The sequence below is a fragment of the Prosthecodimorpha staleyi genome (genome assembly GCF_018729455.1).
Taxonomy (GTDB): Bacteria; Pseudomonadota; Alphaproteobacteria; order Rhizobiales; family Ancalomicrobiaceae; genus Prosthecodimorpha; species Prosthecodimorpha staleyi.
Window position 1 is genome coordinate 66,533 of record NZ_JAHHZF010000005.1, and the last position, 20,745, is coordinate 87,277.

Consider the following 20,745-nt stretch of genomic DNA (forward strand, 5'->3'; position numbering starts at 1 on the left):
CAAAACCAAACGATTTTTAACCCTAACGATGAACCAAGACTTCGGATTCTCTTTCCCGCCTTGATGCGGCGTTCACCATGATCGTTCAGCGCGCTGCAACCGCTCCTGCGCTATGCCGAAGCGGGCGCCTCCGCCGCCCTGCCTGCGACCCGGGACGGCCTCCGCATGAACCAGACCGCGTTTCCGATCCTCGCCGCCCCGGAGCCTCCCGCTGCGCCGTGCTCCGCCCTGCCCTCGCCCTCCAAGCGCTGGCTGATGGCGATCGAGCGGGTGGCGGCGATCGATGCGGCGCCGGAGCGTCTGCTCGCCGACGTGATCGCAGACCGCGCCGCCACCGATGGCGCCCGGCCGGCCCTGATCTCGCAGACCGAGACCTTCACCTATGCGGAGCTCGCCGCACGGATCGCCCGCTATGCCCGCTGGGCGCTTGAAACCGGCATCGCGCCGGGAGACCGGGTCGCGCTGGTCATGTCGACCCGGCCGGACTATCTCGCCGCCTGGATCGGGATCACCACGGTCGGCGGCCTGGTGGCGCTGGTCAACACGCACCTGACCGGCGGCTCGCTGGTCCATGCGCTCAAAGTGGCGGCGCCGGCCCATGTGATCGCCGAGGCCCAATTCGCCGCGCCCGTCGCCGACGCGATCGCCGGGTTCGAGCCGGCGCCGCGGCTCTGGACCCATGGCGGTGCGCAGGACGACCTCGCCGGCATACTCGACCGACTGCCGGGCGACCCGCTGGCGCCGCACGAGCGCCGGCCGGTCGGCGTGCATGACCGGGCGCTTCTGATCTACACCTCCGGCACGACCGGCCTGCCCAAGGCGGCGCATGTCTCGCACCATCGCATCCTGAGCTGGGGCCATTGGTTCGCGGGGCTCTCCGCCGCGACCCTGGACGACCGGCTCTACGACTGCCTGCCGATCCATCACAGCGTCGGCGGCGTGGTCGCGACCGCCAGCATGCTGGTCTCCGGCGGATCGGTGGTGCTGGCCGAGAAATTCTCGGCGAGCCGCTTCTGGGCCGACGTGGTGCGCCACGACTGCACGCTGTTTCAGTATATCGGCGAGCTCTGCCGCTATCTCCTGAAGGCCCCGCCGCATCCCGACGAGCGGCGCCACCGGCTGCGGCTCGCCTGCGGCAACGGCCTGCGCGGCGATGTCTGGGAGCCGTTCCAGGCCCGGTTCGGCATTCCCGACATCCTGGAATTCTACGCCGCCACCGAGGGCAACTTCTCGCTCTTCAACGTCGAGGGCCGGCCGGGCGCGATCGGGCGCATCCCGCCCTTCCTCAGCCACCGCTTCCCGGCCGCAATCGTGCGCTTCGATCCCGAGGCCGGCCTGCCGCTGCGCGGTCCGGACGGGCTGTGCCTCAAGGCAGCGCGCGGCGAGGCCGGCGAGGCGATCGGGCGCATCGCGGCGACGGCGGGTGGCGGGCGTTTCGAGGGCTATACCAGCCCGGAGGAGACCGAACGCAAGGTGCTGCGCGACGTGTTCGCGCCGGGCGACGCCTGGTTCCGCACCGGCGATCTGATGCGCATTGACGAGAAGGGCTTCTGGTATTTCGTCGACCGGATCGGCGACACCTTCCGCTGGAAGGGCGAGAATGTCGCGACCGCCGAGGTCGCCGCGGCCATCGCGGCCGTGCCGGGCGTCGTCGACGCGACCGTCTACGGCGTCGCGGTGCCGGGCGCGGACGGCCGGGCCGGCATGGCCGCGCTGGTCACAGAGCCGGGCTTCGACCTCGCCGCCCTGCGCCGGCACCTGACGGCGGTCCTGCCGGCCTATGCCCGCCCGCTGTTCCTGCGCCTTGCGTCCGGCCTCGCCCTGACCGAAACCTTCAAGCAGAAGAAGCAGGACCTGGTGCGCGACGGCTTCGACCCGACCGCGATCCGCGACCCCCTGTTCGTCGACGACGCGGCCGCCGGCGCCTACCGCCCCCTCGATGCCGACCACCACCGCGCCATCGTCGAGGGCCGCATCCGGCTCTGAGGCCAACCCGGGTCGGGTGCCGGCTTGGCCCCCCGTGCCGCCAGGACCGCACGGACCGCCCGACGCATGCACGGGAGAAATCCCGGCGGTTCGCTATCCCCTGAGCGCCGCCCCGAACGCCACCCCCATGGCGTCGAGCGCGGCGCGGCCCTGCGGCAGCACCGCCCCGAGCGCGTGGAAATTATGCACCATGCCGGCATGGCGCTGCAGGGTCACCGGCACGCCGGCTGCGGCCAGCCGGACCGCGAAGGCCTCGCCCTCGTCGCGCAGCGGATCGCATTCGGCGGTGTGGACGATCGCCGGCGGCAGACCGGCCAGATCGGCGAGCCGGAGCGGCGACAGGCGCGGATCGGCCGGATCGAAGTCCGGCGGCAGGAGATCGGCGAGATCGGCCTTGAGCGTCGCCCGGTCGATCAGGTAGCCCTCGGCGAATTCGAGCCGCGAGGCGCTTTCGCCGCCGCAATCGAGTACCGGACAGATCAGCCCCATCAGGGCGACGCGCGGCCCCGCCGACCGCGCCGCCGCCGCGGCCCCGACGGCGAGCGCCGCGCCGCCGGATTCGCCGACCAGCCCGATCCGGTCGGGATCGATCGCCAGGTCCCCCGCCGTCACATGGACCGCCCGGAGGGCCGCCTCGGCATCCTCGGCCGCGGCCGGATAGCGGTGTTCCGGTGCGAGCCGGTAGCCGACCGAGACCAGCCGGCAGCCACTCGCTTCCGCGAGTGCCCGGGCGACCACGTCATGGGTCTCGATGCTGCCGGCGACCAGGCCGCCGCCGTGAAGAAAGACCAGCCCGGGCAGGACCGCCTCCGCCGGCGCCGCGCCGGGGCCGTAGAGACGGGCGGGAATCGGCCCGGCGGGGCCCGGCAGGGCGAGATCGCGGCCGGTCGGGCTCATGCGGTCGGCGCGCGCGAAGGCCATCAGCTTGGCGAGCCCGGCCCGGCGTTCGGCGATCGTGCGCTCGCGCGGCTCGGCACGGCCGGCGGCGGCCATGTCGAGGAAGCGGGCGGCGCGGGGATCGAGCGGCATCGGCAGGGCTCCGGGAGGCGTGCCGGCGCGACGGCGGCCCCGGCCATGGCAACCGAGCACGGCCGCCGTTAAGGCGAGGTTCCCGCGCGCCCGTCCCGCGGCCGGCAACACCGAAGCGGAAACGGAATCCTCAACTGTCTCAGGCAGGATCGGCAGCCGAACGACCCGAGACAGGACCCCCGCCATGGGCAACAAGACCATCGCCTATTCCCGCACCTGGACCTTCTTCGAGGATGCCTGGCACGAAGGCAACGTGCGCATCATGGGGCCGCGCACCCATGGCGCCTGGCTCGGCTCGACCGTGTTCGACGGCGCCCGCGCCTTCGAGGGCGTGACCCCGGATCTCGACCGTCATTTCGAGCGGGTCAACCGTTCGGCCAGCAATTTCCGCCTGAAGCCGGTGGTCTCGGTCGAGGCCTGGATGACGCTCGCCCGCGAAGGCATTGCCAAGTTCGGACCGAAGCCGGAGCTCTATATCCGGCCGATGTACTGGGCCGAGAACGGCTATGGCGGCGGCGTGCGCTTCGACCCCGAGACGACCGACTGGGCGCTCTCGATCTACGAAAGCCCGATGCCGGCACCGGCCGGCGCCTCGGTCACCCTGTCGCCCTATCGCCGCCCGACCGCCGAATGCGCGCCCGTCGACGCCAAGGCCGGCTGCCTCTATCCGAACAATGCCCGCGCGCTGATGGAAGCCGACGCCCGCGGCTTCACCAACTGCCTGCTGCGCGACATGCTCGGCAACATCGCCGAGACGGCCAATTCCAACGTCTTCATGGCCCGTGACGGCGTCGTCTACACGCCGGCGCCGAATGGCACCTTCCTGTCCGGCATCACCCGCGACCGCGTCATCGGGCTCCTGCGCGCCGCCGGCGTGACGGTCGTGGAAACCTCGCTTTCCTACGCCGATTTCCAGACCGCCGACGAGATCTTCACCTCCGGCAACTTCGCCAAGGTCTCCCCGATCGTGCGCATCGACGAGCGCGAATTGCAGCCCGGCCCCTTCTGCCGGAAGGCCCGCCAGCTCTACTGGGATTTCGCCCATTCCTGACGGCGCGTCCGGGCACAGCCGGCGGCGGGACGGCGCACCCGGCGCCCCGCCGCTTCTGGCATCCCATACCGGGTGACGCCAAAGCGATCGGCGCCCCTACCGGTTCGGCTCCAGGTCGACCCGGATCGCCCAGCCTTCGAGGCCGGGGCCGGCGGCGGGGTAGCGGTCGAACACCGCCGGATCGTGGCCGGGCACGACATGCTTCATGCTCGGGGCCAGCTTGCGGATGGTGCGGTAGCCCTCGAGCAGTTCGGAGAGATCGACCAGGACCGAGAAGGCGCGGTCGTTCTCGATATGCTCGTAGTAGTGCGAGGCATCCGAGGCGAGCACGACCGGGCCGCGCTCGGTCTCGACGCGGACGATCTGCAGCCCGCGCGAGTGGCCGCCGACCTTGTGGACGGTGACGCCCGGCGCGACCGTGCCGGTGCCGTCGTGGAACTCGACCCGGCCCTGATAGACCTTGCGCACCATGGCGACCACGTCCTCCTCCTCGAAGGGGTGGCGCAGCAGGTGGTGGCACATGCAGCGGCCCGTGACATAGGCCATTTCGCAATCCTGCACGTGGTAGCGTGCGCCCGGCAGGAGGTCGTGATTGCCGGCGTGGTCGTAATGCATATGCGTCACGATCACGTCGGAGACCGTGCCGGGATCGAGCCCGATCGCCCGGAACCCCTCCCCGACCGGATGGATCGTCTCCCGCTGCCGGCGCCGCCCGACCGCCTCGTCGAAGCCGGTATCGACCACGATCGTGCGGGCGCCGTTGGACAGCACCCAGACGAAGTAGTCGATCGGCATCGGCGTGTTGTGCGGGTCGCCGCCGAAGAAGTTGGCCGGCCGGTTTCGCTCCGAGCGGGCATAGCGGATCATGTGGATCCGGTACTGGTCGTCGCGCATCGCCCGCTCAGCCCTTCTTCGGCACGGGGCCGACCTCGACGCCCGCCCAGGCTTCCGGCACCTTGACGATCTCGGTGAAGTCGGAGCCTGCGCCATGCAGGTTGTTGCAGAGCTGGTACATCTGCTTGACCGCCATGCCGACCCACATCTGCGCGCCGAGCGCCTCCGCCTCCTCCATGCAGAGCTTGAGGTCCTTGTAGAGAAGCCCGGTCGCAAAGCCGAAATCGAAGGTGCGCGGCAGGATCGAGCGCGGGAACTTGTCTTGCGAGGCGGAATTGCGGCCCGAGCCGGTGTTGATCACGTCGATCATCACGGCCGGGTCGATGCCGGCCTTGACGCCCATCACGACCGCCTCCGAGGTCGCCGCCAGGGCGGTCGCGGACAGGAGGTTGTTGGCGAGCTTCATGGTCTGCGCGATGCCGGTCTTCTCGCCGATGAAGAACAGCTTGCCGATCTGTCCGAGCGCGTCCTGGATCAGGTCGTAGTCGGCGCGCGGGCCGGACACCATCACGGCGAGCGTGCCGTTGACGGCCCCGGCGATGCCGCCCGAGACCGGGCTGTCGAGATGGACGATGCCCTTCGTCGCCAGCATCGCCGCCACGCGCTGCGAGGTGATCGAGCCGGTCGTCGACAGGTCGACAAAGCGGCGCACGCGGGAGCCCTCTGCCACCGCCGCGGCGACCTCCTCGACCACCTTTGGGAAGGGCAGCGAGACCATCACGGTCTCGGCCGCGTCGGCGACCTCCCGGGCCGAGCCGACGGCGCGCGCGCCCTCGGCCTCCAGCGCCCGGGCCGTCTCCGGCCGGACGTCGGTGACGATCAGACGGTGACCGGCGGCGATGAGACGCCGGACCATCGGCGTCCCCATATTGCCGAGGCCGATGAAGCCGATCTCGTGCGCCATGATGCTGTTCCCTCCCCGCGTCCGCTCACTTCTTGCCGTCGATCTCGGCGAAGACCTTGCGCGCGATGCGGAAGGAATCGACCGCCGCCGGCACGCCGCAATAGATCGCGACCTGCAGGAAGACTTCGCAGATCTCCGCGCGCGACAGCCCGTTGTTGAGCGCGCCCTTGACGTGGACCTCGATCTCGTGCGGCCGGTTGAGTGCCGACAGCATCGCCAGGTTCAGGAAGCTGCGCGTCTTGCGGTCGAGTCCGTCGCGGCCCCAGACCGCGCCCCAGCAATATTCGGTGACCAGTTCCTGCAGCGGCCGATTGAAATCGTCGGCGGTCTTGATGGCATTCTCGACATAGTCCTTGCCGAGCACCGCGGTGCGGATGGCGAGACCCTTCTCGTAGGTGGCCTGATCCATGACTGTTCCTCCCTGATTTCTGGTGTCTTCAACGCATGATGAAGGGATTGGCGACGCTCGACGAGGCGGCGAACCAGACCGACTTGACGTGCAGCCATTCCCGGATCGACTCCATGCCGCTCTCGCGGCCGATGCCGGAGCGCTTCACGCCGCCGAAGGGCGAGGTGTAGCTGACCATCCGGTAGGTATTGACCCAGACCATGCCGACCTCGAGCCGCTCGGACAGCCGCACGGCGCGGCCGAGATCGCGGGTCCAGACGCCGGCGGCGAGGCCGAACTTCACGTCGTTGGCAATGCGGATCGCATCGGCCTCGTCGTCGAACGGAATGACGGCGAGGACCGGCCCGAACACCTCCTCCTGGGCGATGCGCATGTCGTTGCGCACCTCGGTGAAGATGGTCGGCTCGACGAACTGCCCGCCCGTCCGCCCCCCGACCCAGGCGCCCTCGCCCCCATAGGGGTTGCCGCCGAGCACGCAGCGCGCGCCCTCCGCCTTGGCGATCTCAATATAGTCAAGCACCTTGCGGTATTGCGGCGGCGTGGTGACCGGGCCGACATGGGTCTCCGGGCTCATCGGGTCGCCGATCCGGGCCGAGCGGGCGACCTCGATCAGGCGCTCCATGAAGCGGTCGTGGATCGAGCGCTGCAACAGCAGGCGCGAGCCGGCGATGCAGGTCTGGCCGGTGGCGGCGAAGATGCCCGAGATCGCGCCCATCACGGCGGCCTCCAGGTCGGCATCCTCGAACACGATGTTGGGCGACTTGCCGCCGAGTTCGAGCGAGACCTGCTTCATGCCGCGCGCGGCCATCTCGTAGATCTTCTGCCCCGTCGCATCCGAGCCCGTGAAGGCGACCTTGGCAACCTTGTCGTGGGAGACCAGCGCCGCGCCGGTATCCGCCCCGAAGCCCGTCACCGTGTTGACGACGCCCGGCGGGAAGCCGGCCTGCTCGAACAGCGGCATGAATTCCAAGGTCGAGGCCGACGTGAACTCGGACGGCTTGATCACCGCCGTGCAGCCGGCCGCCAGCGCGGCGGCGAGCTTCCAGGTCAGGAGCATCAGGGGCGAGTTCCAGGCCGTGATCATGGCGACGACGCCGACCGGCTCCAGCCGGGTGAAGTTGAGCACGTCGGCCTTGTCCGACGGGATCACGGCGCCCTCGATCTTGTCCGCCAGTCCGCCGAAATAGCGATACCATTCCGCGATGTAGCGGGTCTGGCCGGACATCTCGGCATAAAGCTTGCCGTTGTCGCGCACCTCGATCTCGGCAAGGCGCGGCGCCTCGGCCTCAATCAGGTCGGCGAGCCGCATCAGGAGCCGGCCGCGCTTCGACGCCGACATGCGGCCCCATTCGCCGCGCCGCGCCGCATCGGCGGCCTGGACGGCCCGGTCGACATCGGCCGCGCCCGCATGGGCGACATGGGCCCAGACTTCGCCGCGATAGGGATCGACGGTCTCGAAGGTCCGCCCGCCCTCGGCATCCACGAAGCGGCCGTCGATATAGAGCTGATAGGTCTTCATCGGCCTCACCCCAGCGCCGCGGCAGCGGCGAATTCGGCGCGGATCGCGGCGCCATGCTCGTCGAGATCGGGCACCCGCCCGAGATGCGCGCCCGTCCCGACCGGCAGGGCGGCGAGATCGATTTCGACCGGGCCGGCCGAGACCGTCCGCGCGCGCAGCTGCGGATGGTCGGCGAGATCGGCGACCGTGTTCAGCCGTGCGCAGGCGATCCCGGCCTCCGTCAGGAGGGCGATGAGCGCGTCGCGGCGGTGCCGGCCGAAGACCGCTTCGATCTCGATCGCAAGCGCGGTCCGGTTGGCGACCCGGGCGGAATTGTCGGAGAAGCGCGGATCGGTCGCCAGATCCGGCCGGCCGAGCACGCGGGTCGCCAGCGCTACCCATTCGCGCTCGTTCTGGACCGCGATCAGGATGTCCTCGCCGTCCGCCGCGGCATAGAGCCCGTAGGGTGCCAGCGTGGCATGGGCGACGCCGACGCGCGCCGGCGGCCGGCCCTGGTGGCGCTGCACCAGAAGCGGCACGTTCATCCAATCGGCCAGCACGTCGAACATGGCGATCGACAGGTCGCTGCCCTGCCCGGTCCGTCCGCGCAGGAGGAGCGCGCGCAGGATCGCCGAGAAGGCCGTCTGGCCGGTGGCGATGTCGCAGATCGAGACCCCGACCCGCGCCGGCGCCTCGCCCGTGCCGGTCACCGCGCAGAGCCCGGTCTCGGCCTGGACCAGGAGATCGTAGGCCTTCATCGCCGCATAGGGACCGTCGCGGCCATAGCCAGTGATCTCGCAGGTGACCAGGCCCGGATTGGTCCGGCGCAGGCGTTCGCCGGTCAGCCCGCGCCGCTCCAGCGCGCCGGGAGCGAGATTGTGCAGGAAGATGTCGGCCCGGACGAGCATCGCGTCGAGCAGGGCGAAGTCGTCCGGCCGGTCGAGATCGAGTACGACCGACTGCTTGCCGCCGTTCAGCCAGACGAAATAGGCGCTCTGCCCGGCCGCCAGCCGGTCGTAGCCGCGCGCGAAATCGCCGCCCGGCCGTTCGACCTTGATCACCCGCGCACCGGCATCGGCGAGCAGCAGCCCGCAATAGGGCGCCGCGACCGCCTGCTCGATCGAAACCACCAGCATGCCGTCGAGCTCCCGCCCGAGACCCGAAGCGGCATCGGCGCATCGGCGGGGAGCGACGGGTTCGGACATCGACACCTCGGATCGGCGGGGACGGGACAGCCGGCGGGCGTCCGTCGGGACGGGGGAAGTCTCCGCCAGCCGCCGGGCCAGCGGCCATCCCCGCCGGTGCGAAACCTGTTATGCCGGCCGACCGGATTTCCTCGACCGGTCCGCATCACCGAGACTGTCCGCCGGGCGGAGACCGGTCGGAAGAGCCGGATCCCCCCTCGCGAAGCCTCCCGCCGGGCGGGGTCCGCCGTCGCCGGCCGGACCCCGCGCGTGCGGCTTTCGCGCCGGTCCGGCGGCGAGCCTCGCCCGCTCCGGGCTCCGTCACCCTCAGGGAGATCCGCCATGGCAGCCTTGCCGGACCGCGCCGCCGCCCCTGTCGCGCCCTCTGCATTCGCGTCCCCCGAAATCGCCCGGCCCGTCGCCGAGCGGCTCGCTGCCTTCGCGCGGGCCGTCGATTTCGGATCGCTCCCCGCCGCCGTCGTCGACAAGGCGACCGGCTGCCTGACGGATTTCTTCGGCTGCGTTCTGGAGGCGAGGCCGCTGCCCTGGGGCCGGCAGGTCGCCGCCTATGCGGGCATGCAGCCGGCCGGCCCGGCGCGCGTGATCGGCACGGATCTCTCGCTCGGCGCCGGCGAGGCGGCCTTTGCCAACGGCACGCTCGGCCACGGCCTGATCCGCGAGGACATGCATGTCCCGGCCTGCTCGCATCTCGGCGTGGTGGTCTGGCCGACCCTGCTGGCGCTGGCGGCCGGACGCCGCGTCGCCGGGCCGGACCTGATCGCCGCCGCCGTCGCCGGCTACGAGATCGGCGCCCGGGTCGGCCGCGCCCTGTTCGATGCCGATCTCGCCGCCCGCCTGCGACCGACCGGCACCGTCGGGGCGATCGGCGCGGCCGCGGCCGGCTGCCGGCTCCTCGGCCTGTCGCAGGCCGAGACGGTCTCGGCGATCGGCTATGCGGCCAATTGCGCGGCCGGCGTCAACGAATGGCCCTGGGCCGGCGGCACCGAGGTCTTCTTCCATGCCGGCTTCGCGGCCCGCTCGGCGGTCACTGCGGTGCAACTCGCCACGACCGGCGCCTTCGCGTCGCCGACCGCCATCGACGGCCGCGCCGGCCTGTTCGCCGCCCATGGCCGGCGCGAACGCGCCGCCGGCATCGAGCCGCTCGGCGACGGGAACTACGAGATCCTGTCGGTCTACTGGAAGCCGGCGCCGGCCTGCAACTATGTGCAGACGCCCTGTCAGGTGGCGCTCGATCTGGTCCACCAGGGCGTCACCGCGGACCGTGTCGTACGCATCGAGGTGGCGAGCTTCACGCCCGCCTTGCGCTACCCCGGCTGCGACCGGTCCGGCCCCTTCCCGGGCATCCTGGAGGCCAAGATGAGTATCCAGTACGCGATCGCGGCGACGCTGGTTCGCGGCGCGGTCGAGGAGGCGAACTATGTCCGGCTCGACGATCCCGCCGTGCTGCGCCTCGCCGGGCTCACCGAACTCGCCGTCGACCCGGTCTTCGAGGTCGCCTATCCGGAGCGCCAGGGCGCCGGCATCACGGTGACGCTCAACGACGGCCGCCGCGTCTCCGCCCGGCGCGACGACGTGACCGCGGTCGACCGTTCCGGCGTGCGCGAGCGGCTGAGGGCCGCCGCCACGACCCGGCTCGGCGCCGCGCGGGCCGACACCCTGGTCGACGCCATCGACGGTCTCGCCCAGGGGGGCGATGCCGCGACGCTGGTCGATCTGGCGGTGGCTTCGTGAGTTCGCCACGCCCCGGCGCGCTCGCCGGCATCCGCGTGATCGAACTCGCCCGCCTGCTGCCCGGCAACCTCGCCGCCCAGATGCTCGGCGATCTCGGCGCCGACGTGATCAAGGTCGAGCAGCCCGGGGCCGGCGACCCGATGCGCGACTTTCCGCCCATGGGGGCAAGAGATTCCGGCGTTTTCCTGATCTCCAACCGCAACAAGCGCTCGATCACGGTCGACCTGAAGAAGCCCGAGGGCCGTGCGATTGTCGAGAAGCTGGCGGCCGGCGCCGACGTCGTCCTGGAGGGTTTCCGGCCGGGCGTTGCCGACCGGCTCGGCGTCGGCGACGCGGCGCTCCGGGCGATCAACCCGCGGCTCGTCTATTGCGCGCTGTCCGGCTACGGCCAGACCGGCCCCTACCGGTTGGTGCCCGGCCACGACATGAACTATCTCGGCATCGTCGGCATGCTGCAGTTGATGTCGCGGCGCGAAACCGGCCCCTTCGTGCCCGGCCCGCTGATCGCCGACATCGCCGGCGGCAGCCTGATGGCGGTCTACGGCATCCTGGCGGCGCTGCTCGCTCGCACCACGACCGGCGAGGGCCAGTTCGTCGACGTTTCGATGACCGACGGCGCCATGGCGCTGATGGTCTCGCACATGGCCGAATGGCTCTATGCCGGACACGAGCCGCGCGGCGGCGAATACCGCAATGCCGGCGGCTCGGCGCCCTACGAGATCTACCGCTGCGCCGACGGCAAATACCTGACCCTCGGCATCATCGAGGATCATTTCTGGTCGCGCCTGCGCCAGCTGCTCGGCCGCGACGACCTGCCGGCCGAGCCTTTCCCGGGTCCGGAGGACGCCGCCCGCGCGCATGCCATCCTGACCGAGGCCTTCGCCACCGCGACCCGCGACGAATGGGTCGCCCGCCTCTGGCAGGCCGACATCTCCGCCGGCCCGGTCAACAGCTTCGCCGAGGCCGCCGCCGATCCGCAGATGCGCGCGCGAGAGATGGTGTTCGAGATCGACCACCCGGTCGAGGGCCGCATTCCGCAGCTCGGCTTCCCGGTCAAGTTCTCCGGCACGCCCGGCACCGTCACCAGGCCGCCGCCGAGCCTTGGCGAGCACAATGCCGAGGTGCTGGCCGAACTCGGCTATTCGGCCGCGGCGATCGCCGGGCTGGCCCGCGACGGGACGATCGGATGACGCCCGCACTCGCCGCCGCGCTCGACCGCATCCGTTCCGGCACGACCGTCCTGATCCCGGGGGCGGCGGGCGAGCCGACCGCCGTGATCGATGCGCTCGCCGCCGATCCGGGCCGCGCCGAGGGGGCGCGCTTCGTCTCCTGCGCGATCCCCGGCGTCAACCGGGCCGACATCCCCGCCCGCGTGCCCGGAGCCGCGGTCGAGGGCTTCTTCGTGCCCGACAGTGCCCGGGCTGCTTACGAGGCCGGCCGCTACCGCCACGTCCCGATCGACTATTCGGCCATCCCGGCGCATCTCGCCGCCCATGTCGACCTCGCCTTCGCGACCGTGGCGCCGCCCGAGGCCGGCATGGTCTCGCCCGGCGTCGCACAGGACCTGATCCCGGACCTCGCCGCCGGCCGGGCCCGACTGATCGGCCTCGTCAATCCGGCCATGCCGCCGGCGCGCGACGGCATCCTCCTGCCGGTCGACCGCTTCGACGCGCTGGTCGCGGTCGGCGATCCGCTGGTCGAACCCGAACCCGCCCCGCCGGGCACCGTCGCCGCGGCGATCGCCGGCCATGTCGCCGGCCTGGTCGCCGACGGCGCGGTTGTCGAGGTCGGCATCGGCCGGCTCGGCCAGGCGGTGCTGGCCGAACTCGCCGACCGGCGCGGCCTGTCGATCCATGCCGGCCTGATCGGCGAACGGGTGCTGGATCTGGTCGAGGCCGGCGCGGTCGACACCGTCACCACCGGCGTCGCGGTCGGCCCGCTCGCCTTCATGCGGCGCGCGGCCGCCGATCCGCGCATCCGCTTCCGCCCGATCGGCCACACCCACGACGCGACCGTGCTCGCCGCCCTGCCGCGCTTCCACGCCATCAACTTCGCCATCGAGGTGGATCTGTTCGGTCAGGTCAATGCCGAGCGGATCGGCCCGCGCATGGCCGGCGGCCGCGGCGGTCTCGGCGATTTCGCCCGCGGCGCACGCCGCTCGGCCGGCGGCCGAGCGATCGTCGCGCTGGTCTCGACCGCCGCCGGCGGCACTGTCTCGCGCATCGTGCCGACCCTCTCGCCGGGGCCGGTCTCGCTCGCCTATGGCGAGGTCGACTGCGTCGTCACCGAGCATGGCGCCGCCGTGATCGCCGGCCTCCCGGTCGACCGCGTCGCCGAAGCCCTCATCGCCATCGCCGACCCGGCCGCCCGCCCAACCCTCGCCGAAGCCTGGCAGACCCTCCGCCGCCGGATGTGAACCGTCACCAGTGGTCAAAATCTGCCATTTGCGTCCCGCAAATGCCAGATTGAATTGACCACGCAATCAAAGAGTTAGTGGCTCGGATTCACGAGACGGATGGGATCCATCCGTCTCGATCGAACCACTAGAGCAAGGTCCGATCAGAGCGGTTCGCTCTGATCGGAAAAAGCTTGCGTAAACAAAAACATGCAGAGCATCATCCGATCCACTCAGATCGGATGATGCTCCAGGTGGCGCTCCGGCCGCCGCGCCGGGACGCGGGTCGGCCAAGGAGGATCACCCCCGCGGGGCGCGGGCGGCGTAGCCGTTGGTCAGATCGATCGCATTCTGCCACGGGCCGAAGGCGGCGGGGTCGAAGATCGCGAGCGGCGGCAGGGTGCCGGCGATGACGGCATAAAGGGTTCCGGCCGCCTCGGTATCGGCGAAGAGGCGGACCTGGCGGATGCCGGGCATCCCGCCGAAGGAGCGGGCGAGCCCGGCCGCGACCTCCGGACGGGCGGTCTCCGGCACGCCGGCGAAGCGCAGGACCGCGACGCGCGGGGCCGCAGTGACCGCCTCCGAACCCGGGCCGATCTGCTCGCAGACGATGCGCCGGGCGTCGACACGCGACAGCACGCGCCGCGTCCAGGGGCTGTTGTTGGCCCCGGAGACGCGCGCATAGGCCGAACTGTCCAGGACCGCGACGGAATCGAGATCGTAGAGCGCGAGATATTTCGGCCAACCACTCTCGGCCTCGAAACGATGCGCCGTGGTGATGCCCGGAACGGCCAGACGCTCTGGGACGTGCTGGGTATCGTACCAGGCGTTGAACTCGTCCTCGAAATCCGGCGAGGCCTGCATCATCACCAGGAGAAGGCCCTTGTTCGGCATGGGACACCTTGGGTTGGAGCGGTCATGCCGGCGGCCGCGGACGCAGATCGAGCGGGCCGCCGCGGCGAAGCGAAGGTCTCGTGGTCCGAAGGCGGAAGACCGACGCGCGGCGTTGTCCGGCGGCCGTTCTCCGCAGCCGCCGAAATCAGAACGTCACGGGATCAGAACCGTGGCCCCGATGGTGCGGCGGGATTCGAGCGCCCGGTGGGCCTCCGCGGCCTCCGCCAGCGGCACCTGGCTGTGGACATGGACCTTGACGACCCCGGACAGGACCGCGTCGATCACGTCGGCGGCGCGGGCGCGCAGCTCCTCGCGGCTCTGCACGAACCAGGCGAAGGCGGCACTGGTCACCGACAGCGAGCCCTTGCGGTTGAGCGTGAAGAGATCCAGTGGCGGCACCTTGCCGGAGGCGGTGCCGAACGAGACCATCAGCCCGCGCGGCTTCAGGCAGTCGAGCGAGACCTCGAAGGTGTCGCGGCCGACGCTGTCATAGACGACCGGCACGCCCTCGCCGGCGGTCAGCGAGCGGACCCGGCCGGGAATGTCGGGGTCGCCGGCGAGAATGACGTGCCGGCAGCCGTTGGCGCGTGCGACCTCGGCCTTTTCGGGCGTCGAGACCACGCCGATCACCCGGGCGCCGAGATGGGCGGCCCATTGGCAGAGCAGCAGGCCGACGCCGCCGGCCGCAGCATGAACCAGGATGGTCTGGCCGGGGCCGACAGGAAAGACGCTGCGGATCAGATACTGCGCGGTCAGACCCTTGGTGAAGAGCGCGGCGGCGGTCACGTCGTCGATCTCGTCGGGCAGCGGGATCAGCCGATCGGCCGGGAAGAGCCGCGCCTCGGCATAGGAGCCCGGCGCGAATTTCGGACCGCCGGCCGCATAGGCGACGCGGTCGCCGACGCGCAGGCCCTCGGTGCCGGGGCCGAGCGCCTCGACCACGCCGGCCGCCTCGCCGCCGAGCACGTGCGGCAGCGAGGGGACCGGATAGCGGCCCTCGCGATTGTGCAGGTCGGCGAAGTTGACCCCGATCGCGCGGTGCCGGACGAGCGCCTCGCCGGGACCCGGCGGGGCGAGGTCGATATCCTCGTAGCGGAGTTGTTCCGGCCCGCCATAGGCGTGGATTCGGACGGCTTTCATGGGTGGGGTTCCGATCAGCGCATGGATTGGGGCAGATAGAGGGCCATCTCCGGGAACAGCACCAGGAGCAGCAGCATCAGCGCGCAGGTGCCGATGAACGGCCACAGGCCGCGGAAGATCTCCTCGAGCGAGACCAGGTTGCCGGCCGCGCCCTTGACGACGAAGCAGTTCATTCCGACCGGTGGCGTGATCGCACCGATCTCGGCCAGCACGATGACGTAGACGCCGAACCAGAGCGGATCGAAGCCGAGCCCCATCATGACCGGGTGGGTGATCGGCAGCGAGATGGCGAGCAGCGAGGGCGCATCCATCAGCATGCCGAAGATCAGGTAGATGATGGTGACCAGGAACAGCACGGTCCAGACCGACAGGCCGGAATTGCTCAGGATGTCCTTGATCTCGTCGGAGACGCCGGAGAGTGCCAGAAACCGGGCGAACAGCAGGCCGCCGATGATGATGGCGAAGATCATCGCGGTCAGCGTCACGGTGTCGAGCAGGGTCTTGGAGAGCGCCTTCACGTCGATGCCGCGGTTGCGCACCACCGCCATCAGGAAGGTGACAAGAGCGCCGATGCCGCCGCCTTCGGTCGGCGTGAAATAGCCGCCATAGAGGCCGCCGATCATCACCACGATGACGGTAAAGAGCGGCGCGATCAGGCGCAGCGACCAGAGCATCTCGCGAAGGGTGAAGCGCTCGCGGAAGCGCGGTGCGTAGGCCGGCTTGACCACCGAGACGACCAGAATGGTCAGGCCGATCAGGGTCGCGAAGACGATGCCGGGGATGATGCCGGCGATCAGCAGTTCGCCGATCGAGGAGTTGGTCAGAATGCCGTAGACGACCATCAGGGCGCTCGGCGGGATCAGCACCGCAAGCGTGCCGGCGATGGCGATGCAGGCAGACGCGAAGCCCTTGTTGTAGCCGCGCGAGGCCATCTCCGGCAGGGCCAGCTTGGTGAACAGCATGGCCGAGCCGACGCTGGAGCCGGACGCGGCCCCGAAGGCCGCCGCCGCCCCGGTGGTCGCGACCGCCAGGCCGCCGGGCAGCCGGCCGAGCCATTTGGTGCAGGCATCGAACAGGTCGTTGCCGATGCCGGCCTGCATGGCGAAGAAGCCCATCAGCAGGAACATCGGGATGACGCTGAAGTGGAAGCTGTTGACAGTTTCGAAGTAAAGCGTGCCGAGCACGGTGAGCGCCGGCGCAAAACCGGTCAATACGGTCAAGCCCAGAAAACCGACGGTGGTCAGAGCGACCATGATCGGCGCGCCGAGGAAGATCGAGGCCAGCATGGCGGCCGCGCCGATGAAGCCGATCGTCACGTCAGACATGCAGATGGTCCTTCTCGTGATCGGGCGCGGCCGCGGACAGGTCGCCGTCGCTATGGGCGAACAGGGCGACCAGGGCTTCGAGCGCGAACTGCACCGCGATCAGGACGGCGCCGACCGTCACGGCGAATTTGGCGGGATAGAGCGGGAAGCGCACCGTGGCGCCCCAGACCTGCTCGTTCATAGCATAGGAGCGCAGGGCGAAGTTGAACGAGCCGTAGGCGACCGCGCAGAACAGAAGAAAGCCGACCGTCATCCAGAACAGGTACAGGAACCGGTTCGCCGCCTTCGAGAAGCGCGAGGTCAGGAACACGGTGTTCACATGCTCGCCGCGGAACAGCACATAGCCGAAGGGCAGCATGATCGAGGCGGTCAGCAGCGACTGGGTCAGTTCGACGCCGCCCGGAACGGGGGCATTGAAGATCTTGCGCGACAGCGCATTGGCGTCGATCAGCCACATCATCACGAAGCAGATCACGCCGGACAGCAGCGTTGCGCCGAGGAGAATGCGGCCGAAGGCGCGCCGCAATCGAAGGATGGTCCGCTTCAAGAGGACGCTCCGCAAAACGAGGGACGGACGGCACGATCGCCGCGCCGGCCCACAGCCTGCAGCCTTGTACCGGAGCCGCCCATTCGATCGGATGAGGCCATCCGATCCGGTCGGGCTCCGGCGGGCCGCAGGCCACGGGCCGGCGCGGCAGGGATCACTTGGTCAGTTCGTCGACCACCTTCTTGGCGGTGGTCTCCGGCATGCCGGCCTTGGTGGCGCGGGTGATCCAGCTGGCGCGCACCGCCTGGACCTTGGCGTTTTCGAGCGTCGCCTTGAGGAAGTCGTCCTTCGGGAAGGCGATCACCTCGACTTTGCCGTTGGCCTTCCAGGCCGCGCGGGTATCCTCGATCGACTTGGCGTAGACGCGGAGGAACTCGTTCAGATAGTCCTCCTTCATGTCGTCGATGATCTTCTTCAGGTCTTCAGGGAGAGCGTTGTACTTGTCAATGTTCATGACCAGGATGTGGCCCCAGGAGGCGCCCATCGGAACGTCGATGTAGTATTTGGCGACATCGGCCCATTTCCAGCCGACGGTCAGCGGCGGGTCGCCGGGCGAGCAGTCCAGGATGCCGTTGGAGAGGGCCTCGTAGCCGTCGACATCGGCCATCGAGACCGGCACGGCGCCGAGCGCTTCCAGCATGGCCGGCAACGCGATGCCGTAGGACCGGATGCGCAGGCCCTTGAAGTCGGCCAGCGTACGCACCGGCTTGGTGCAGATGATGCCGTAGCTCGGCAGCGGGCGGACGCTGACCAGCTTGAGCTTGTACTTGGCCAGTTCGGCGGCGAATTCCGGATGCTCGCCGTGCCACTTGAGCATCAGCTTGCCGAGTTCGGCCTGCGACTTGGGCTGCGGCCAGAAGAACGGGATGGCGTTGTTGATCGGGAATTGGTCGGGGAAGTAGGGCGTGACCAGCGGGCCGATGTCGATGATCTTGTTCTCGACCGCCGTCGGCACCTCGCCGACTTTCACCACCGTGCCGCCCCACAGCATGGTGACGGAATGCTTGCCGCCGGCGCGCTTGTTGATCTCGTTGCCCATCCATTCGGCGGTGCGCGAATACTCGTTTGCGCCTTGGGGCATGTAGTCGCCGTATTTCAGGCGCTCGGCGGTCGCCGTGCCCGCACAAAGCAGCGAGACCGCAAGTGTTCCGATCAGCGTCTTCAGGCTCTTCATCATGTCCTCCCGGGTGCTTTTTCTTGACGAACCGGACGGCCTCTCGCGGACCGCCGCCGATCGGCGCGAACCGCCGCGCCGGTGGGTCTGACGGGACCGGCGAGCCAGCCCGGTTCGGATGACGGGAAGTGTTTCATCCTTTCGTCGGATCGTCAACGAGTGTCGACACTATGCATCGCACGGGGTTGACCAGGCCGTGACCGAAAAGCGCTGCAATCCCGCATCCAAAAGGCCGTCCTCCGCCCGGCGGCAAACAGTTATGCGTCCGCCGGATGGCACGAAGCCGGCTGTTTTCGAGGCGATCCCAGCGGTACCAGGCGCCCGGCATCGACGCCTGGCCGGGGCTCGATGCGGCCCCGCCGGTATAGCCATGATCGCGGTCCAAGCGGATCATGTGTCGAAACTAGAGGGTGAACCATGGCCCGAGGCTGCCGCGGCAGGCCCCTGGGCGCCGGCGGAGGGGGTTGGCGGCGCAGCCGCAGGGCGGGCAGTGCCGGACCGGAACGGTGACGCCTGATCGCCTGACACCGGCCGCGACGGCGCACGGTGCCGAAGCGGAAGGGGGCCGCGCGATCGCTCGCGCGGCCCCCGGGATTGCGGATGGATCGGCTTCGATCAGCGCTTCGGCCAGATCGGATCGGCGGTGGCGGAAGCCGGCGGATAGATCGGCACCGGCACGCCCTTCTGCCACTGCACGATGATCAGCTTGGCGTCGATGCGCTTGCCGGTCTCGTCGAAGCGGATGCGGTTGCCGGGATAGAACAAGGCCGGACCGTCGGTCACGTCCATCTTGCGCAGCGCTTCGGCGACGGCCTTGCGGTCGGCCTTCTTGGCCTCCTCGACGGCGCGGATGATGGTCATCACGTCGCCATACGCGCAGATCGAATCCTGCGTCATCCAGGGCTCGCCGGTCGCCTTCTTGAAGCGGTCGATGATGCCGTCCTGGCCCTTGGCGCCCCAGTTGCCGACGACCGTCATGACGCCTTCGAGCAGGTCGGGGCCGATATTCTTGAGGAGTTCCGGCGTGCCCATATGGGCGCCGGATCCGATGATCGGCATCCGGCCCTTGCCGAGATTGAACTCGTTGACCTTCTCCAGCAGGAGCTTGTCGTCCGGCACGCTGGTGCCGAGCATGAGCAGGAATTCCGGCCGCTTGGAGCGCGCCTGTTGGATCAACGCGGTGGCGTCGGCGAGCGGCGGCGTGAAGGTCTCGTCGAACAGGACCTTGATGCCGGACTTCTCGAAGGCGCCATCGCGCATCGGCTTGGCGAAGGATACGGAGGCGGCCGTGTTGTCGGCGATGATGCCGGTGGTGGCCGGCCGCTTGCCGGTCGCCTTCTCGGCCACGTCCATCAGCGCCGGCAGGGCGTCCTGGGCCTGGCGGCCGCCGGTCGGCGACATCTGGAAGATATACTTGTAGCCGCGCGACGTGATCGAGTCCGCATAGGACAAGGTCAGCATCGGCAGTTCGGCGCGCTCGGTGACCTCGCTCACGGCGAGCGTGAAGGACGACAGCCAGGCGCCTGTCACGCCGACCAGATCGGGTTCCTGCGCGACCATGCGCTGGGCCGCGTTCTTGGCCTTCTCGGTGGAATCGCCAGCGTCGAACAGCACCAGCGTGACCTTCGCCCCGCCCAGCGCCTTGACGCCGCCCGCCGCGTTGATGTCGGCGACCGCCAGTTCGGCGCCCTTCTTCATCAGTTCGCCCTGGCGGGCCCAGGGGCCGGACAGCGGCGCGATCAGCGCCACCTTGACCTCGGCCGGGGCCTGGGCGAAGGCCATCCGGCTGGTCGAGGAGAGGAGCGCGGCACCGGATGCCGCCAGTATCCCGTTCAGAACCGTGCGTCTCGTGGTCATGGATCCTCCCAATGGTGCTGTTTTCGCAGTTGTTCCCGGGTCACATGCCCAGGTAGGCCTTGCGGATGCGGTCGTCGGACAGAAGTTCGTTCTGACCGCCCGACAGGACGACGCGGCCGGTCTCCAGGACGTAGCCGCGATCACAGGATTCCAGGGCTTCCACGGCGCGCTGCTCGACCAGCACGACGGTGAGGTTGCGGGCCCGGCGGATTTCGACGACCGCGTCGAAGATCTGGTCGGCGACCGTCGGGGCGAGGCCCATCGAGGGTTCGTCGAGCAGGAGCAGCTTCGGCGAGGAGGCGAGGCCGCGCGCGATGGCGACCATCTGCTGCTGTCCGCCGGAGAGCGTGCCGGCCAGCTGGCGCCGACGCTCCAGGAGAATCGGGAACAGCCGGTAGATGTAGTCGATATTGGCGGCCCAATCGCGCCGGCCCGCCTCCGTGAAGGCGCCCATCTGCAGGTTCTCCTCGACCGAGAGCGAGGGGAACACCTGCCGGCCCTCCGGCACATGGGCGATGCCGAGATGCGGCCGATGGTGCGCCGGCACGGCGAGCAGGTCCTGCCCCTCGAACCGGATCGAGCCGGCCCGTGCCGCCACGGTGCCCGAGACGGTCTTGAACAGTGTGGTCTTGCCGGCCCCGTTCGGGCCGACGACCGAGACGAATTCGCCCGCCGCCACCGATAGGGTCACGCCCGCCAGGGCCAT

General features: G+C 69.8%; 17 protein-coding genes and 1 pseudogene. 5 read left to right on the top strand and 13 right to left on the bottom strand.

From position 1 onward, the window contains the following. Window positions 1–165: 165 nt before the first annotated feature. Window positions 166–1,986 (top strand): long-chain-acyl-CoA synthetase, encoded by a 1,821-nt coding sequence (locus KL771_RS10965; protein WP_261968605.1) that lies wholly within the window; start codon window positions 166–168, stop codon window positions 1,984–1,986. 93 nt (window positions 1,987–2,079) lie between these two features. Here the strand turns inward: KL771_RS10965 and KL771_RS10970 are convergent, their stop codons facing one another. Then, entirely contained in the window at window positions 2,080–3,015 is a 936-nt protein-coding gene (locus KL771_RS10970; protein WP_261968606.1) for an alpha/beta hydrolase, read from the bottom strand. A 184-nt stretch (window positions 3,016–3,199) separates the two neighbouring features. On the opposite strand from KL771_RS10970, the gene KL771_RS10975 reads away from it, so the two are divergent. Next, window positions 3,200–4,066: a branched-chain amino acid aminotransferase gene (locus KL771_RS10975; RefSeq protein WP_261968607.1), complete on the top strand. Its 867-nt coding sequence runs from the start codon at window positions 3,200–3,202 to the stop codon at window positions 4,064–4,066. A 96-nt stretch (window positions 4,067–4,162) separates the two neighbouring features. Here the strand turns inward: KL771_RS10975 and KL771_RS10980 are convergent, their stop codons facing one another. From KL771_RS10980 to KL771_RS11000, 5 genes are read right to left on the bottom strand one after another with little or no spacing between them, the layout of a single operon-like run. After that, complete coding sequence (locus KL771_RS10980; protein WP_261968608.1) at window positions 4,163–4,960, bottom strand: N-acyl homoserine lactonase family protein; 798 nt, start codon at window positions 4,958–4,960, stop codon at window positions 4,163–4,165. Window positions 4,961–4,967: 7 nt separating this feature from the next. Continuing rightward, on the bottom strand, window positions 4,968–5,864 hold the full coding sequence (locus tag KL771_RS10985; RefSeq protein WP_261968609.1) for an NAD(P)-dependent oxidoreductase: 897 nt from the start codon (window positions 5,862–5,864) through the stop codon (window positions 4,968–4,970). Between the two features lie 25 nt (window positions 5,865–5,889). Further along, window positions 5,890–6,273 (bottom strand): carboxymuconolactone decarboxylase family protein, encoded by a 384-nt coding sequence (locus KL771_RS10990; RefSeq protein ID WP_054361160.1) that lies wholly within the window; start codon window positions 6,271–6,273, stop codon window positions 5,890–5,892. Between the two features lie 28 nt (window positions 6,274–6,301). Further along, complete coding sequence (locus KL771_RS10995) at window positions 6,302–7,792, bottom strand: aldehyde dehydrogenase (RefSeq protein ID WP_261968610.1); 1,491 nt, start codon at window positions 7,790–7,792, stop codon at window positions 6,302–6,304. 5 nt (window positions 7,793–7,797) lie between these two features. Continuing rightward, window positions 7,798–8,976 (bottom strand): CaiB/BaiF CoA transferase family protein, encoded by a 1,179-nt coding sequence (locus tag KL771_RS11000; protein WP_261968611.1) that lies wholly within the window; start codon window positions 8,974–8,976, stop codon window positions 7,798–7,800. Between the two features lie 321 nt (window positions 8,977–9,297). On the opposite strand from KL771_RS11000, the gene KL771_RS11005 reads away from it, so the two are divergent. Genes KL771_RS11005 through KL771_RS11015 form a run of 3 tightly spaced genes read left to right on the top strand, consistent with a single transcriptional unit; the run spans window position 9,298 to window position 13,123 of the window. After that, on the top strand, window positions 9,298–10,707 hold the full coding sequence (locus KL771_RS11005; protein ID WP_261968612.1) for an MmgE/PrpD family protein: 1,410 nt from the start codon (window positions 9,298–9,300) through the stop codon (window positions 10,705–10,707). After that, window positions 10,704–11,897: a CaiB/BaiF CoA transferase family protein gene (locus KL771_RS11010; protein WP_261968613.1), complete on the top strand. Its 1,194-nt coding sequence runs from the start codon at window positions 10,704–10,706 to the stop codon at window positions 11,895–11,897. The genes KL771_RS11005 and KL771_RS11010 overlap by 4 nt, the downstream gene beginning before the upstream one ends. Continuing rightward, window positions 11,894–13,123 carry an acetyl-CoA hydrolase/transferase family protein gene (locus tag KL771_RS11015; RefSeq protein ID WP_261968614.1) on the top strand — a complete coding sequence of 410 codons (1,230 nt, stop codon included), beginning with the start codon at window positions 11,894–11,896 and terminating at the stop codon, window positions 13,121–13,123. Before KL771_RS11010 ends, KL771_RS11015 begins: the two co-directional genes overlap by 4 nt. A 279-nt stretch (window positions 13,124–13,402) precedes the next feature. On the opposite strand, the gene KL771_RS11020 is transcribed toward KL771_RS11015, so the two are convergent. The 7 genes and pseudogenes from KL771_RS11020 to KL771_RS28415 all read right to left on the bottom strand — a co-directional run. Further along, window positions 13,403–13,996, bottom strand: coding sequence for a DUF4286 family protein (locus KL771_RS11020; RefSeq protein WP_261968615.1), 594 nt, complete (start codon window positions 13,994–13,996; stop codon window positions 13,403–13,405). Window positions 13,997–14,149: 153 nt separating this feature from the next. Beyond that, complete coding sequence (locus tag KL771_RS11025; RefSeq protein WP_261968616.1) at window positions 14,150–15,136, bottom strand: quinone oxidoreductase family protein; 987 nt, start codon at window positions 15,134–15,136, stop codon at window positions 14,150–14,152. A gap of 14 nt (window positions 15,137–15,150) precedes the next feature. Continuing rightward, a complete protein-coding gene (locus tag KL771_RS11030) occupies window positions 15,151–16,461 on the bottom strand; it encodes a TRAP transporter large permease (RefSeq protein WP_261968617.1) in 1,311 nt (436 codons plus the stop codon). Then, window positions 16,454–17,008, bottom strand: coding sequence for a TRAP transporter small permease subunit (locus KL771_RS11035; RefSeq protein ID WP_261968618.1), 555 nt, complete (start codon window positions 17,006–17,008; stop codon window positions 16,454–16,456). The genes KL771_RS11030 and KL771_RS11035 overlap by 8 nt, the downstream gene beginning before the upstream one ends. Before the next feature lie 154 nt (window positions 17,009–17,162). Continuing rightward, window positions 17,163–18,182: a TRAP transporter substrate-binding protein DctP gene (dctP, locus tag KL771_RS11040; RefSeq protein WP_261968619.1), complete on the bottom strand. Its 1,020-nt coding sequence runs from the start codon at window positions 18,180–18,182 to the stop codon at window positions 17,163–17,165. 615 nt (window positions 18,183–18,797) lie between these two features. Further along, on the bottom strand, window positions 18,798–20,039 hold the full coding sequence (locus KL771_RS11045; RefSeq protein ID WP_261968620.1) for an ABC transporter substrate-binding protein: 1,242 nt from the start codon (window positions 20,037–20,039) through the stop codon (window positions 18,798–18,800). Window positions 20,040–20,292: 253 nt separating this feature from the next. Further along, a pseudogene (locus KL771_RS28415) lies at window positions 20,293–20,745 on the bottom strand (ABC transporter ATP-binding protein); the annotation flags it as partial.

Excerpts from the sequence above, each read along its gene's own strand:
- KL771_RS10965 (WP_261968605.1), top strand. The coding sequence starts at position 166 with ATGAACCAGACCGCGTTTCCGATCCTCGCCGCCCCGGAGCCTCCCGCT.
- KL771_RS11025 (WP_261968616.1), bottom strand. The coding sequence starts at position 15,136 with ATGAAAGCCGTCCGAATCCACGCCTATGGCGGGCCGGAACAACTCCGC.
- KL771_RS11030 (WP_261968617.1), bottom strand. The coding sequence starts at position 16,461 with ATGTCTGACGTGACGATCGGCTTCATCGGCGCGGCCGCCATGCTGGCC.
- KL771_RS11005 (WP_261968612.1), top strand. The coding sequence starts at position 9,298 with ATGGCAGCCTTGCCGGACCGCGCCGCCGCCCCTGTCGCGCCCTCTGCA.
- KL771_RS10970 (WP_261968606.1), bottom strand. The coding sequence starts at position 3,015 with ATGCCGCTCGATCCCCGCGCCGCCCGCTTCCTCGACATGGCCGCCGCC.
- dctP (WP_261968619.1), bottom strand. The coding sequence starts at position 18,182 with ATGAAGAGCCTGAAGACGCTGATCGGAACACTTGCGGTCTCGCTGCTT.
- KL771_RS10975 (WP_261968607.1), top strand. The coding sequence starts at position 3,200 with ATGGGCAACAAGACCATCGCCTATTCCCGCACCTGGACCTTCTTCGAG.
- KL771_RS11015 (WP_261968614.1), top strand. The coding sequence starts at position 11,894 with ATGACGCCCGCACTCGCCGCCGCGCTCGACCGCATCCGTTCCGGCACG.
- KL771_RS10995 (WP_261968610.1), bottom strand. The coding sequence starts at position 7,792 with ATGAAGACCTATCAGCTCTATATCGACGGCCGCTTCGTGGATGCCGAG.
- KL771_RS11000 (WP_261968611.1), bottom strand. The coding sequence starts at position 8,976 with ATGTCCGAACCCGTCGCTCCCCGCCGATGCGCCGATGCCGCTTCGGGT.
- KL771_RS11020 (WP_261968615.1), bottom strand. The coding sequence starts at position 13,996 with ATGCCGAACAAGGGCCTTCTCCTGGTGATGATGCAGGCCTCGCCGGAT.
- KL771_RS11045 (WP_261968620.1), bottom strand. The coding sequence starts at position 20,039 with ATGACCACGAGACGCACGGTTCTGAACGGGATACTGGCGGCATCCGGT.
- KL771_RS10980 (WP_261968608.1), bottom strand. The coding sequence starts at position 4,960 with ATGCGCGACGACCAGTACCGGATCCACATGATCCGCTATGCCCGCTCG.
- KL771_RS10990 (WP_054361160.1), bottom strand. The coding sequence starts at position 6,273 with ATGGATCAGGCCACCTACGAGAAGGGTCTCGCCATCCGCACCGCGGTG.
- KL771_RS10985 (WP_261968609.1), bottom strand. The coding sequence starts at position 5,864 with ATGGCGCACGAGATCGGCTTCATCGGCCTCGGCAATATGGGGACGCCG.